Source organism: Phaeodactylibacter sp. (assembly GCF_022763345.1).
In the GTDB taxonomy this organism is placed as follows: Bacteria; Bacteroidota; Bacteroidia; order Chitinophagales; family Saprospiraceae; genus Phaeodactylibacter.
Window position 1 is genome coordinate 1 of record NZ_JALEGS010000038.1, and the last position, 14,761, is coordinate 14,761.

Annotated in this window: 9 protein-coding genes; 5 read left to right on the plus strand and 4 right to left on the minus strand. The window is 48.0% G+C overall.

Annotation, left to right across the window (positions count from 1 at the left end):
* The 4 genes from MRY86_RS10455 to MRY86_RS10470 form a co-directional block, all read left to right on the plus strand.
* Window positions 1–182 (plus strand): hypothetical protein (locus tag MRY86_RS10455; protein WP_293568573.1); only part of this gene is annotated, 182 nt, incomplete at its 5' end.
* 117 nt (window positions 183–299) lie between these two features.
* Window positions 300–737 carry a hypothetical protein gene (locus MRY86_RS10460; protein WP_293568575.1) on the plus strand — a complete coding sequence of 146 codons (438 nt, stop codon included), beginning with the start codon at window positions 300–302 and terminating at the stop codon, window positions 735–737.
* 3 nt (window positions 738–740) lie between these two features.
* Window positions 741–2,648, plus strand: coding sequence for a hypothetical protein (locus MRY86_RS10465; protein WP_293568577.1), 1,908 nt, complete (start codon window positions 741–743; stop codon window positions 2,646–2,648).
* 831 nt (window positions 2,649–3,479) lie between these two features.
* Window positions 3,480–4,511 carry a RimK family alpha-L-glutamate ligase gene (locus MRY86_RS10470; protein WP_293568579.1) on the plus strand — a complete coding sequence of 344 codons (1,032 nt, stop codon included), beginning with the start codon at window positions 3,480–3,482 and terminating at the stop codon, window positions 4,509–4,511.
* A 482-nt stretch (window positions 4,512–4,993) separates the two neighbouring features.
* On the opposite strand, the gene MRY86_RS10475 is transcribed toward MRY86_RS10470, so the two are convergent.
* The 3 genes from MRY86_RS10475 to MRY86_RS10485 all read right to left on the minus strand — a co-directional run bounded on the left by MRY86_RS10475 (window position 4,994) and on the right by MRY86_RS10485 (window position 9,564).
* Window positions 4,994–5,542, minus strand: coding sequence for a hypothetical protein (locus tag MRY86_RS10475; RefSeq protein ID WP_293568581.1), 549 nt, complete (start codon window positions 5,540–5,542; stop codon window positions 4,994–4,996).
* Window positions 5,539–6,084 (minus strand): hypothetical protein, encoded by a 546-nt coding sequence (locus MRY86_RS10480; protein ID WP_293568583.1) that lies wholly within the window; start codon window positions 6,082–6,084, stop codon window positions 5,539–5,541. The genes MRY86_RS10475 and MRY86_RS10480 overlap by 4 nt, the downstream gene beginning before the upstream one ends.
* A gap of 138 nt (window positions 6,085–6,222) precedes the next feature.
* A complete protein-coding gene (locus MRY86_RS10485) occupies window positions 6,223–9,564 on the minus strand; it encodes a two-component regulator propeller domain-containing protein (protein ID WP_293568585.1) in 3,342 nt (1,113 codons plus the stop codon).
* Window positions 9,565–9,814: 250 nt separating this feature from the next.
* Here MRY86_RS10485 and MRY86_RS10490 point away from each other — a divergent pair, with 250 nt between their 5' ends.
* Entirely contained in the window at window positions 9,815–12,199 is a 2,385-nt protein-coding gene (locus MRY86_RS10490; RefSeq protein WP_293568587.1) for a TonB-dependent receptor, read from the plus strand.
* Between the two features lie 78 nt (window positions 12,200–12,277).
* On the opposite strand, the gene MRY86_RS10495 is transcribed toward MRY86_RS10490, so the two are convergent.
* Window positions 12,278–14,722, minus strand: a complete 2,445-nt coding sequence (locus MRY86_RS10495; RefSeq protein WP_293568589.1) for a carboxypeptidase regulatory-like domain-containing protein — start codon at window positions 14,720–14,722, stop codon at window positions 12,278–12,280.
* Window positions 14,723–14,761: the final 39 nt, after the last annotated feature.

The window sequence follows — 14,761 nt, forward strand, 5'->3', positions numbered from 1 at the left end:
ACTTCCAGAATACCTACAGATTAATGGAATTGCTTGAGCTGTGGCATTTGAAGACAATAAACGCCGCCTATGAAAGAGGTATTGAAGATGCCGCAGTTTATCAGGTTGCCAAACTGAACAAACAGCATGAGGCAAAGAAGGCGAAAGCAGTTGAAGAATACGAAGGCAGAGAAAGCCAGTAAAACCGGGGCTTATTTTCTGTCCTACTCTGTTTAACGCCGTTTCTTCAACTTGCAACCCGATAAGATTAGGCAAATAAAAAAGCCCGCTGGACGGTGGGAACCTACGGCGGGCTTTAAATGAAAATTCAAACTATGACAAAGATAGCTAGAAATAGAAGAGTAAGCAACAATAGGATAATCAAAGGCCCTGCTGACATATCCTATTTGGTAGAAATGGCAGATAATGCTGCCCAGGAATTGCGCCCCTACCTGATTAAAAAGCGCGACTTCGCCAAACAATACCCATCAAAACGCTGGATTGCAGACGAGCTGGAGGCCTGGATTACTTACCTGAAAGCTCAACAGGAGGTAATAGCTCAATTTACCGAAACCTACAACCGCCTTTCTGAAGACTTCCAAGTGATGAAATCCCAGCTGAAGGCAGCGGAAAAAAGAGCAGACCACAATTGGTTGATGGCAAGCAAAGGAGCCGTTGCCCTGGCTAAAATCAACAGGGATATGATCGCCCACACCTCTGAGCTGCAAAGCCAAATTTCCGAACTCGAAAATCAATAACGGATGAATGCGACAAACGACCTATTGAACGACCTGCAAGGGAGATCAGAGGAACGAGATACAAAGGCACCTGCAAAGCATAAGCACAATACCCATTTTCCTATAGTTCATGGTGAGGAGATTGAGTTTGAGGAGCTGCCTGAGCCGAAAAAACAAGGCATTGCGGATTTAAGATTGAAGGGTAACAGGTACGAGTTTAAATCACGGAAGACTGATAAGAACGAAAACCCGATTTGGATTCCTGGTTCAAACTTCTTATTCCGATGCCTTTATTTACTGAAGGACGAACACAACCCCAAACGGGTTGTGGAGCTAACAAATGTCTACGGTGAGCGGGCAATGATTTGCTTACCTACGGAAGACATAAGCAAAAAGAGCAAATTCGAGGCAGCCTGTGAAAGTGAAGGCAATTTCGTATTTAACGGGACGGCATCACAATTCACCCGGGTAAAGGAATACCAATATCACCACGAAAAGCAGGCAGAAGCTATAACGACTTTAGGCTGGCAGCCGGAAACCAAAAACTATGCCTTTGCAGATGCCATTTTTGATGGCGAAAAAGTACTCAGGATCAATAAAGATGGAGTTGTACAGGTAAAAGATCAACTATATTACCTGCCTGCATTCAGTCAGATCAATAAAAACGCTCATACTGAATACCGGAACGAGCGGAAGAACAAGTTCCAGCCAGGACTGGCCACTTTCCGCGAATACGCTCACCAATTGGCCATGGTGTTTGGTGACAATGCGAAAGTGGGCATTGCCTTCTTTATTGCAGCACTTTTCCGAGACATTATTTACGACAGAAATGGTTCGTTCCCTATGCTATTCCTGTTTGGTCCAAAGGGCACAGGGAAGACTACCTTCCGGCAATTCCTGATGCGCCCATTTGGCGACTATGGTCCGGGTGATGCTACTGGCTTGGGCAGCGCATCCACTTCCAAAGGGGTTACCCGAAAATTGGCGCAATTTTTTAATCAAATAGTGCCACTTGAAGAGTATAAAAACAACATTGCTAACGCGTTAATTGAAATGCTCAAAAACGCCTTTGATGGAATCGGGTACGACAGAGCGCAAACTTCACAAGACAACAAAACGCATTCTACGGCAGTCACTTCTGCATTGGTCATAGGCGGGCAGGAAATGCCTACCAAAGAGAATGCCCTATTCAGCCGGATGGTAGTGCTGAAGTTTACCCAAACTCAATTTCAAGACGAAGAGAAGGAACAGTTCCGGATTTTAGACGAAATGATGAAAGACGGCCTGGGTAATGTGCTGTTAGAGATTCTACAGTATCGAGTGGTTATGGAAAGAGAATTTGCAACCGCATTTGACCGCAATTACAAGCGGTTGGATATAGATGCCGATAGCTCCAGCATGGAGGAAAGGAGCCTAAAAAATATTGCTTCGTTATTGGCTCCATTTGACGTATTGTCAAAACGTATAGATATGCCATTTTCTATGGACGGCGAAGAAGGGCTTTATTCTGTGCTGAAGGATATTGCTGTTGAGCAGCAAAAGCAGATCAGCGGCACAAATGAGGTCAATCAGTTCTGGGAGATATTCGATAAGCTGGCTGTAGACGACCAACTCAAAGATGGATTTGACTATCAGCGAAAGGATGGCTTCCTATGGATTTACTTCCCTTCCGTTTATGACAAATACAATGATTTAGCCGTCAGGCAAAATTTGAACCGATTAGATAAGACTACCCTAAAGTCTTACCTGACTATCAGTAAAGCGTTCGCATGGGATCAATGCGGCAGCAAAGGAAGAACTGATAAGAGGCTGAGTACAAAAAAAGGTCAGAAGCGGTTTATGCCATTTAAAGAGACTGAAAGCCCAATTAATGACCTTGATTTCTTACAACCTAAGATTGAAACCGATGAAGACGAAAATAAAAATGAATAAAAGTAGTGGTCTAAGTGGTCTATCTGGTCTACAAAAAAATAAACATCTAATTATCAATTAATTATAAAATCAACCCACTATGAAATACCAGACCAAACTAGACCAAACTAGACCACGCTAGACCAAATTAGTATGACCGCAAGGAATAAGATAGACCAACGTTTGGTCTAGTTGGTCTAGAATAGACCATGAGTGGTCTAGCTTAAACAACTGATTATCAGTCACTAGACCACTTAGACCACTTAGACCACGGTTTTTATGACTTTTTCTTAATGAAACTCTACAATAATGCAAACCAAGAACACCAACACACAAACATTCCCACCCAAATACGACGACTGTATAGGTATACGGATCGACCGGGCGACAAAGGAGAAGCTGAAGCAGCTGGCTCAAAAGGATCACCGGACTATATCTTCCTACTTACAGATATTACTGTGGGATCATGTAGCTAACGTAGACTCCTCATCCAAGACAAATAAAGAGTCTCCACCAGGTCATCAACAAGGAGGGCAAAGGGAATAGTTCTAGCATATATTAAGGCTCCCCCGTCCATTTCTGTCCAAAAAAGGAAAGGCGCGCCCCTCCACTATATGTTTAAGCATTTGTCTTTTTTCCTTTCGACTACATAACTAACTGATTACCAATGAAACCATTTCTGTTTTTCTTGTCCTACTCTCAGATCAGTAGCTGGCATATATTGAAGCTCGATCCTGGCTAGATTGTCCAAAAATCAGAGCTGGGAAACATTCATTTTTGATACTCAAAAATGGCACTATCAAGGCGTTCTAAATGCCTTATCACTCAAATTAAATTAAAATCAAACTTTATATGAAAAGGAATATATTAATAGTTGCTTCAAGTCCAGAAAACTACAGCACTACTCGAATCAAAGAAGAAGCTGAAAGGCGGGGCCATGAAGTAACTGTACTGGAACCCTCCGACTTTTATATTCATACCTCTAATGTCAATGGGCATGACAAAATCTATGTTAAAGAGGGCAGGATTTTTAAAAGCCAGGTTGATGTGATTATCCCTAGAATTGGGACAGGAATGGAGTTCGGCTCTTCTGTGATCCGGCACTGGACGGTAAATATTGGCGTTCCTTCCACGGCATCAGCTGAAGGACTGTTAAATGCCTCTGACAAGTGGAAATCTATCCAACTGCTGAGTAAGCGCAGGGTAAGAGTGCCACTAACTACAGTGATGAAAAAACCCGAAGATTTCGGCAAACTGGTGGAAACGGTTGGGGGATTGCCTACGGTAGCCAAAACCCTTACCGGCAGCCAGGGGAATGGAGTGTTCATTTTGGAAACGCCTTTGGCAGGCAGCACTACACTTAAATCATTCTCCCATCAAAATATCATGGTGCTGCTCCAGCAATACATCAACACATCCAATGACGATGACCGCAAAAATGATATTCGCGTGTGGGTGGTGGATGGAAAAGTAGTAGGAGCCTACCGCCGTTTTTCCGTCGATGGAGATTTCCGATCCAACTATAGCATAAGTAAAGACGGCGAAACCGTTGAGCTTACCGAAGAAGAAAAGCAAATGGCCATTGATTCTGCTGCTGCTGTTGGACTGGGCTGCGCTGGAGTAGATATTATGCGAGACGTTGAGGACAATAACAAGCCCTATGTTATCGAAATCAATGGCAACGCAAGCCTAAAAGGCATCGAGACCATTACGGGCGAAAACATCGCTTCAAAAATCGTGGATTATGCCGAACGTATAGCCCGGAAATCAGGCAGTAATAATAAGACTAAGCAAAATTCAAAAATCGTAGAATCAGCGTCTTTTATGCCTAAAGACAAGACCATTTGCGAGCTTACTCGCCGGGCTATGCGCAAGAAAAAGTAAGTGCTTGTACTTACTGCAAAGTTGTTCATGTTATCCATTGATTGATCGAGGGGGATTGCTTAAAGTGATCCCTCTTTTTTCTGCCTAATACTCACATTCCCAGGTTTGGTTATGCCCCTACCCTGCCCAAAACCGGCAACACTGCATTGTACTAAAGCAAATACAGCCTTTACCGCTCCACTTAAAACCCTGACCCTAAACGCGTTAGACACTGCCTGCCGGGATCACCAGAGAAAGCAGCAGCCTGTGCCCCAGAGGGGTGCAGGCTGTTGTATTTGGCAGCGGTGCAAAACCCTTTTGCAGGAGCAGACAAATGCAACAGCCTGCACGAGCGCAGCGAGCAGGCTGCAGGTTTTTGACCTTGGAGCCCAAAGGAAGGGCAATAGCCTACCCTAACGAAAACCCTATTATGTTTTGTGTTTATTTCAACCTTAGCAATGTCGAAGTTAGAATCAAATCCTGATGTCCACTGCTAAGGCTACCTAGGCCGCCTTAGTTATCTCATTCAAAACAATGATACCCGTTGCTTTTCTCTGTGCCTTTACCTGAACCACATCTGCCCAATAGGATTTTACAATTTCGTTGATTAAGTGGCTGGGAACAGAAATGATGTAAATTTCCTTGGACTTTAGATCTTGCAACCGGATTTGACTTTCTTCAGCATTAGCATAGGTAATTATTCCAATCACATCCACTTCACTAACTTTTTTCTTATTAGCATCTGACAAAGTATAGCTCAAGTCTTTCAATTCCTTAACAATAAAACTGGGAGGAGTGCCAGATAAGCCCATTTGAATTAATGATTCTGCATCCTGAAACCTACCGCAATTAAGTGCCAGAGAAGCAGCACTTCGAACCAGAATATACCAGGAATCATTTTTTTGATCGATTAACGTCGTAGCCTCCTTCTCAAGGGAAAAGGCCTTCTCAAATAAAGAATGGGACACATCTCGATTCCCTTCCATCTTTGCCAGAAGGGCCTCATCCGCAAACTCCATAGCCTTATTGTGAAGCACTGTTACAATATTCATTGATCGATCATTTTTGCTTTGGGTGTTCCAAATTCCACTACAATGATTATTGCTGGAAAATTATCCTCACCATGAGAATCAATTTGCCGACGTTTCAGATTAACTCTGGAATCAACTGTATTGGTTTCTGCTTCTTTCCAGATACCTGAAACTTCCAGCTTTGCCTTTCGCTGTTGAAAAGGTAGCAAATTTTCGTCGTATTCTCCATCACCAAGCCAATAATCAAAACCTGTTCCTTTGAAAGATCGTTCGATAATGGAATAAGATGTCAGTTTAGAAAGAATGACAATGGCAATTGCTACAGCTCCGTATTCAGTTGCTTCTTGACTGTCATTCCAAGCTCTTGTAACCTGTGGATCTACAACATTGCTCCAATAGAGCTCAATAGTTTTCGGATAATCGCCCAGGATTTCCAGAGCTACACCAGACTTGTGCCCGTGAGCTTCTAGACAGAACGCGCCTCCCTCTGCCAGATACTGTCCGATATTTTTTGAAATCGCAGGAAATCCCTCTTTGAGCTGGTCTAATGTAGCTTTCAACATGACTTAAAATTAGGACTTAAAACTACATTTTTTTGGAAGGTTCGCAAATTGTAGCACAAACTGGTTTAGTAGTGCTTTTCCTAGGTTAAGTTTTTGACCTTGGAGCCCAAAGGAAGGGCGCAGCCAACCCTGACTGCATCACCCCTCCTCCCCCACAACCGGCAACCTCACCGTAAATACGCTCCCTCTACCTGCCTGGCTTTCCAGCTCAATTGTGCCATCGTGCCGGTGGACGATGTTCCGGCAGATAGCCAGGCCAAGCCCTGAACCCTCATACTTCGACCGGTCGTGCAGGCGGGTGAACATTTCGAAGACCTTTTGCTGATATTGGGGCTCGATGCCAATGCCATTATCCACAAACTTGAGGATGTGCCAGGCACTGCTTTTCTCATAACTCAACTGCACCCTTGGATCAGGAGCCGAATTGTATTTCAGCCCATTGGAAATCAGGTTTTTGAATAGGAGAAAGAGTTGTATTTTATTGCCGGTAATGACGGGCAGCTTTCCTGTCGAAACGATCCTACCCGCAGTGGGCTCTCCTTCTCTGATTAGAGTGCGAACCTCCTCTAAAACGGCCTGTAAGTCTACCCGCTCTATTAGATGGCCAATATTAGACACCCGGCTGTATTCCAAAAGGTCTTCAATCAGAGTGTTCATCCGCTTTGCATTGCTTTGGATGATCCGCAGGTACTCCAGGGCCTCAGCTTTTGGATTAGGCAGGTACCGGCTCAGCAGGCCGGCAAAACTAGATATGTTGCGCAAGGGTTCTTTCAGGTCATGGGAAGCAATGTAGTTGAAACGCTCCATTTCGGCATTCTTCTGCATCAGGCTGCGGTTGTTTTCCTCAAGGGCTTGCGTACGGGCCTGCACCTGCTGCTCCAATTCATCATTCTGGTTTTGAAGCAGTTCATTCAACTCCTCAATTTCTTCAGTCCTTTGATTGATCTTTGCTTCCAGCCTGGTATTTTGAATTCTCACATTCCGGTTGTGCAGAAGCACCAGCAGAAAAGGCAAAATAAGCCCCACCAAAACTACTAAAAACTGGAATGGACGGCTTTTCCACCATGGCGGGACGACTTTCACCTTCAACTGACGCCCCTCCCCTGTCCGGTCACCGCTGAAGACCTCAAAAGTAAATTCCCCATAGGGCAAATTCAGGTAGGTTACCTGATTTTGCCCAATCATCCGGTTCCAGTCTTCGTCGACGCCTGATAGCTTGTAAGTGAAGTTGCGATAATTGTACTGCTGGAAATTCAACTCAGAAAAGCCAATAGTAAAGGCATTATCCGGATGAGATAAGGTAATCTCTTTTAGGTAGGTAATAGAGCTGTCTATAACCGTAGCGCTATTGGGTATGCTAAAATTAGTGAGCACTACTTTGCCCTTGTAGTTATTGCCGATCAAACTGTCGGGGTGAAAAACGACCATGCCAAAGGTGCCTCCAAAGGCAATACGCCCATCCTCAAGCGCTTGACCCCCACAGAAAAAGAAATCCACCACGCCAATACCGTCTTCCTTGTCGAAACTGCGAATGGTGTAGGTAGAATCAATGCTGAATAAGCCAAAATTAGTACTCCCCCATACGCGCCCCTGTTGGTCTTCAACCAGGGAGAATATCCGGTTGCCAGGGAGCCCATCTGATATGCTGAAGCGGCGAAAGGCTGTTGGCAGGCCCGTTGAATCTTTAGCTACCGCCTTAGCTAAGCCGCCTTCAAAAGTGCCGACCCAAAGTGCGCCGGAACGGTCTACAAGTAGGGAGGTTACTTCGTTTTTAGGAATTGTTCGCGGATCCGCCCGGTCTGTTTTCAATACCTGGAACGCCGTATCTCCGGGCAGCAGGCAATTGACTCCTCCCCCCCATGTGCCTAGCCAAAGCCGGTTGTCCGCATCAAAGACCATCGCATTGCTTTGGATACGGTTATCTGAAATCGAGGCAGGGTTGGACGGGTCCTGCTGGTAGTGCTCCCAATACTGTGCCTCGGGATCGTAGTAATCCAGACCGTTTTCCGTTCCAATCCAATATCCTTTTCGATGAGGGTCTTTGATGACTCCCTGCACAAAATTACTGCTTAACCCCTCCTGTTCTTTCGTGCCTACCGGGACAAGCTTAGGCTTTTCATCTCCATACCTCCAGCGTAGCAAACCATCATCAAAAGTACTAATCCATAACTCCTGATCAGGATCCATATAGAGCTGAGTCAAATCCAAACCTTGCTCCAGCAACCTGATTATTCCAGATTGCCCCTGCTTTTCTGAAGGGTTGACATTCCATTCAAATAAACCACCGTTGATCCAGGTACCCAGCCATAGCTGGCCGTTTGGAGCCTGGACCAGAGACTTCACCCACTTTCCTTGCAAAGCATCCTTTCCTGTATTGGTGCCTACAAAATGGACCGTCCTGTTCAGCGTCAGTTTTTTAATACGTCCCTCACTGAGGGCCACCCACAGGTTTTCATCCCGGTCCAAATAGGCCGAACTGACCTGGTACCCCTCTGTGCCCTGTACAAGTTCAATTTCAAAAATCCCGGATGCGGCTTCTTGCAATTTATAGGCACCTCTCTCCGTCCCCAATAAAAGGAAGCCGTCAGGATGAGCTTCCAAAGAAGCGATGTAATTTTCCGGGGCTCGGGGCGAACTCGGGTTCACGAGCCCACAGTGCTCTGCCTCAAGGCTCCCGGGCTTGATTTTCTTAACGCCGTACCGGGTAGTCGCTACCCAGACATTCCCCGCCTCGTCTTCAGCAATATCATAAACAAAGTTGCCCGTCTGCGATAAATCTCCCGGGCTGGTACAGTCGTACTCCCGCTCAATCATGGAGGCCTTTAAGTCTTCCCCATTAATCTGCCCTTTGACGATACTCCCATCGGTAACACCTGTCCAAAAGCAATTGCGGCTGTCAATCATGATGGAGAACAAACGGGTGCCGGCCAATATTTCCAGGGTCTCAAATTTGGGATCAGGCTTACTCTTTTCGCTGGCAGGGAGTATGGATATCCCTCCGCCGTTAGTGGCCATCCAGATGTTCCCGTCTTGGTCGATGTCAAGCCCGAAAATATTATTGTTCGATAAGGAAGTATCATCATCCGGGTCCGCCTGAAAGGACCGGAAGGCATCCGTTTTGGGGTCAAACCGGCAGAGCCCGCCCGCTAAAGTGCCCATCCAGATGATTCCATCCTCATCTTGGCAAATCGCATGAACATGATTAGCAGAAATAGAGGTGGTATCATTGGTGATGTTGAAGAAAGACTTGACCTCAAACCCGTCATAACGAAATAGACCGGCATTGCTGCCAATCCAGATAAAGCCAAGGTCATCTTTAAAAATGGTCTGCGCGATCCGCCCGTTGAGCGGCCGTAGGTTGACATCGTCAATGATAAAATCCTGGTTATAACCTGGCGTATAAGCTCCCCCAAAGCCCCATAAAAAGAGGATCAACAGTAAGCGGAGTGCCAAGGGTCGTTTACCAAAGCCTTTTTTCATCACAAACCGAATATTTTGATAAAACTAAAAAAAACCACTTATTAACCTTTGGATTTAGCTGTTTTTACGGGCATACCGTTCAGTAGTTTTCCCTCCAGGGCAAAAAAGACAACAGAAGTATTTTTTTAGACTACCCTAAATTTTTTATTAAACAAAACACATAAACTTATTAGCTTTTACTAAAAAAAACACCGATCCTCGAACTCATTGCACGCTGAAGGTGTAATATCCCGTAAAGACCAAAAGCAAAATGAATAGATGGGTTGGGTTTTGTATGAGCTTTATGCTGTTTAGCGCAATGAGCGGCTATGCTCAGAACAGCCAAGTCTCCGGAATTATCAAAACCAATGGCGAACCGCTACCAGGCGTACAGGTCCTTCTTTTAGGCACGTCAAATGGCACGATTGCCGACGAGTACGGCAACTACCAATTGGCAGACTTGCCTGCCGGACCCGCCCGCCTCCGCTTTTCCTACCTGGGCTACCGATCCAAAGAGGTAGAGCTCCTCGTGGAAAAAGGACAAAATCAATCCCTGTCAGTAGAGTTGGAAAGAGATGTGCTGCGGCTAGAAGACATCGTTGTTACGGCTACGAGAAATGGCGTACCGGCTCACCGCGCCCCGGTTATGGTCAATCGAATTGATGACCGTATTTTTGAACAAACGCAATCGCTGAGCCTGTCGGAGGGGCTGAGCTTTTCCCCCGGGCTCCGGCTGGAAAACAATTGCCAAAACTGTGGCTTCACTCAGTTGCGCATGAATGGGCTCGATGGCCCGTACACCCAAATCCTGATCAACAGCCGCCCGGTATTTTCCGCACTCGCTGGCGTTTACGGGCTAGAGATGATCCCCTCCAATATGGTTGACCGGGTGGAAGTAGTCCGGGGCGGTGGCTCTGCCCTGTACGGAGGCAATGCGATTGCCGGCACCGTCAACATCATCACCAAAGACCCTACGGACAATACTTTTGAGGCAGGAACAAACCTGTCGCTAATCAATGGTGAAACGCCTGAGTATACGCTCTCTGCCAATGGTACTATAGTGGACGAACAACTCAAAAAGGGGATGAGCTTTTTTGCCTTTAACCGCAACCGCGACCCCTGGGATGCCAACGGTGACGGCTTTTCCGAAATTACGCAACTGCAAAACACTACCTTTGGATTTGATGCTTTTTATAACCCAACAGAGCTGAGCAAAATCAAAGCCAACCTGTTCAACATCAGCGAATTCCGGAGAGGAGGCAATCAATTCGACCTGCCCCCCCATCAAACAGATATCACGGAGCAACTGGACCACCGCATTCTTGGGGGCGGGCTCTCCTATGAGCAATTTTCAAAAGACAAGCGGCACAAGGTAGCCCTTTACGGGTCAGCCACCCACGTCAACCGGCAAAGCTATTACGGTGGCGGAGGCCGGGTACTGGGCCCTCAGGATACGCTGACCGAAAGTGATATTCTGGCGCTCAATGCCTATGGCGAATCGCAGGACCTGTCGCTGGCATCGGGCCTGCAATACACCTACAACATCAGTTCAGAATGGCTGCTTACCACCGGGACGGAGTATCAGTACAATGATGTTTTGGACGCTATGCCCGGCTACAATCGTGAGATCGACCAACAGGTACGCACCTGGGGTACTTATGCTCAGGTGGAATGGAAACCTACGGACAAGTGGTCGCTGCTGGCGGGGGGGAGGTTTGACAATCTACGTGTTGATGGCATGTACCGTTTGGATGTGGAGGACCTGAGCACGGATCAGGACTTCAATATTTTCGTGCCCAGAGCCACCGCAATGTACTTCATCAACCCAGAACTAAAGCTACGGCTCTCCTACGCTCAGGGCTACCGCGCCCCACAGGCTTTTGATGAAGATTTACATATTGAAACCGTAGGGGGAGCGGCCCTCTTCACCCGTTTATCTCCGGACCTTAAAGAGGAACGTTCCCACAGCTACAGTGCAGCGCTTGACTACACCTATCGTTCGGGAAGCTTTGAATCCAACTTTGTTGTGGATGGTTTTTTTACCCGGCTGGACAATCCATTCATCACAGCCAATGCTACGGAACTTCCCAGCGGCGTCGCTGCGGTAACCAAGCGCAATGGTGATGGTGCTACCGTAGCCGGTGCCAATTTTGAAGCCAACTTCGCTTTCGGCTCCAGGTGGATGCTCCAAATGGGCGGTACCCTGCAAACCGCGCAGTATGACAGGGCGGAAGAAATCTGGGCACCGGAAGTACTGACCGATGCCAACCAGGATAGCGTGGTCACTTCTGAGAACCTACTGCGTACCCCTACCGCCTATGGCTATTTCATGACCAATTACAGTCCGATAGCCCCCCTGCAGCTTTCCCTGTCAGGGGTCTTTACAGGCACTATGGACGTACCGCATATCATCGATCCGGAAACTGAGTTTACCGTATTGGAAAGTCCGCCTTCATTTTTCGAGCTCAATTCCAAAGTCACTTACGAGCTAAAACTCGATGACCGTTTTCACCTTGATATTTTCGGAGGCGTCCAAAACATCTTCAACAGCTTTCAGGAGGACTTTGACCGGGGGGCAGACCGCGATGCCGGGTACGTGTACGGACCAGTACGGCCGAGGACGTTTTTCGCTGGAGTGAAGGTCCATTTTGAGTAAGCGCCACGCCCAAACCAACGAATGCCCCGGCAGAAAGAGCTACCGGGGCATTTGTTGGCATCTAAAATCTGTAAAATCCTACGGATAAACCTTCTCCAAGCTGCCATTCGTATCCCTAACGACATAGGCGGTATTGTACCCGTTAGACTTAACCTGCTGCCAAGCCCGAATGGCCTGCTCCATAGTGGTATAGCCTGAGAGGTACATGACGGTCAGCCCATCGTCTCTTCGGGACTGCCGGATTTCTCCCAGGCCACGAACAGTTGCCGGGTCAAACCAGCGGATATCCTGATAAGCAGCCAGCTGGATCATGTAATCACCGGTAGCGGGCCGGGATTCAGCAGCACGTACCGGAGGGTTCTGATCATAGGATTGTGGCGGGGTATTCCCTCCTGGCGTAAAGCCGGTACCCGGCGCATCATAGCCTTTGGGGCGAATACTCTGCCCGGTGCCCTGCTCGGTGACGATGAAGGCTTCCTTGTAGCCCTCTGTTTTGATAGACTTCAGGGCCTGATCAGCCTGAGCACGGGTGCTGAATACGCCAACCCTGATTTTGTAAACGCCATTCTCTACCTTGGAATAGACCTGCCCGATGGAAGTGAGTTCGCTAAACTGATCAAGGCCAGGTTTGCTTAGGGCAGCGACCTGAACGGAAAAGCCACTCGTAGCAGGTAGTGCATCATTGGGGCCCTCTACCTGAGTGCCTGGGCGGGTATCGATTCCAGGCTGCATCGGAGCGGCCGGGGCAGAGTCAATTGGCAGCATGGAAATAGTGCCCAATATGGAGCGGTCATTCCCTTCATTTGTATTGATATTGCGGCTAATATCACGGAAGCCAGGTCGGGAGTACCGCACAATGTAAGCCGCATTTGGACTGAGTGCAAGGGCATATTCCCCGTTGGCATCCGTCTGCGACTCCATGCTCGTATTGGTGGACAGGTTGGTAGCGGTGACCTGCACGCCAGCGACCGGCATGCGGGACTGATAGTTCAGCACCTGCCCGGAATACTGTTCACCCTGCTTCGCCAGCATGATATCGTGCTCCCGGTTTTGGCGCAAGCCCAGTGTAGATACCCGGAATACCGCATCGGAGTACCCATCGGCGCGGACTACGATCTCACAGTCCAGCCCTTCGACCGCCTGAAAGCTGTATTGCCCCCGGCTATCGGCCTTGAAAAGCCCTTCCCCACAGTTGATGAAGTCGATGGTAGCATATGGTATCGGTGTGCCATCGGAGGCGTTACGGACTTTCAATACGATGTTGTCAGCCGATTTGAAGACTTTGTAGATATCCTCATGCCCACGCCCACCGGGCCGGTTGGACACCATATAGCCCAGGTTGCGGAAACCATCATAGATAAAGCCATAATCGTCGCGGCTGCTGTTGATCAGGTTGCCGAGGTGGAAAATCCGGGCATACCGGCCATTTGCCTGTTCAGCACGGAAGATATCGTACCCTCCCATACCCTGATGGTAGTTGCTGGAAAAGAACAAGTAGTCGCCATCGTGGAAAGGAGAAATCTCATCGCCGGGCGAATTCACCACTGGGCCAAGGTTCTCCGGTGCGCTCCAGGTATTGCCCATCCGGTAAGACACGTAGATGTCGAAACCACCGAAGCCATCGGGACGGTCAGAGGCAAAATAGAGCGTATTGCCGTCCGGAGAGATATTCGGCCATCCGGTGGAGAAGCCCGAACCGTTGTAGGGAAAAGGCATTTCCTCTGTCCATTCCCCATTCTGATTGATGGGCGACATGGCCATGCTCAGTTCCAGCCCTCCAGTTGGGACGTGGCGGGTACCGTCAATGAAGTTATTCTTGGTATAAACCACTTCCTGCAAGTCAGGGCCGTAGGTCAGTGGGCCGAGGTTCACAAAATCTTCCCGCATACGGCTTTGAAGAGGCACTTCGGCTTCCAGGAAACCATTGCCGCCCAGCCGGGCCATGTAGAGCTGATTGTTAGAACGCCCGGTCCAGGAGGCCCCGGGCTGCTGCCGGTTGTTGCGCGAGGAAGAAAACACCACCTGATCACCGTAGAAGGTGGGTGCAAAATCTGAGGCGTTGGAATTGATAAACTCATTGCTCACCAAATAAGGAGAGGACTGCCCAATCTGATTACGGGCAAAACGGCAACTCTGCGCAAAATGGTTGCCCCGTTCCCGATCCTCTTTGTTGGCACGGGCATAGGCCAGGAACCACTGTTCCGCCTTTTCGTAACTCCCCAGCGCCTTCAGCACCTGCGCATACTGAAACATCTGTTCGCCTTCCAGCCGATGCTCCCGGATGACCTTCTCGAACCAACTGCGGGATTCCTCCATTTGGTTAAGGTAGCGGTAGGAATCTGCCAGCTTCACCATGGCTTCATAATTAGCCGGGCGTTTCTCCAGCAATTCCAGGTAAGAACGGACCGCCAGGTTGAAGGCGCCTAATTCATAATCTTTGTTCGCCCGCCCCAATTGTGCCTCTGCCGGCAAAATGGCTGTCAATAAAAAGGCTGCCGTGAGGGCATTGAGCAATAGTTTCATAGTTGTGTGTTTTCAATTTCGGATTTGAGGATGCCGAAA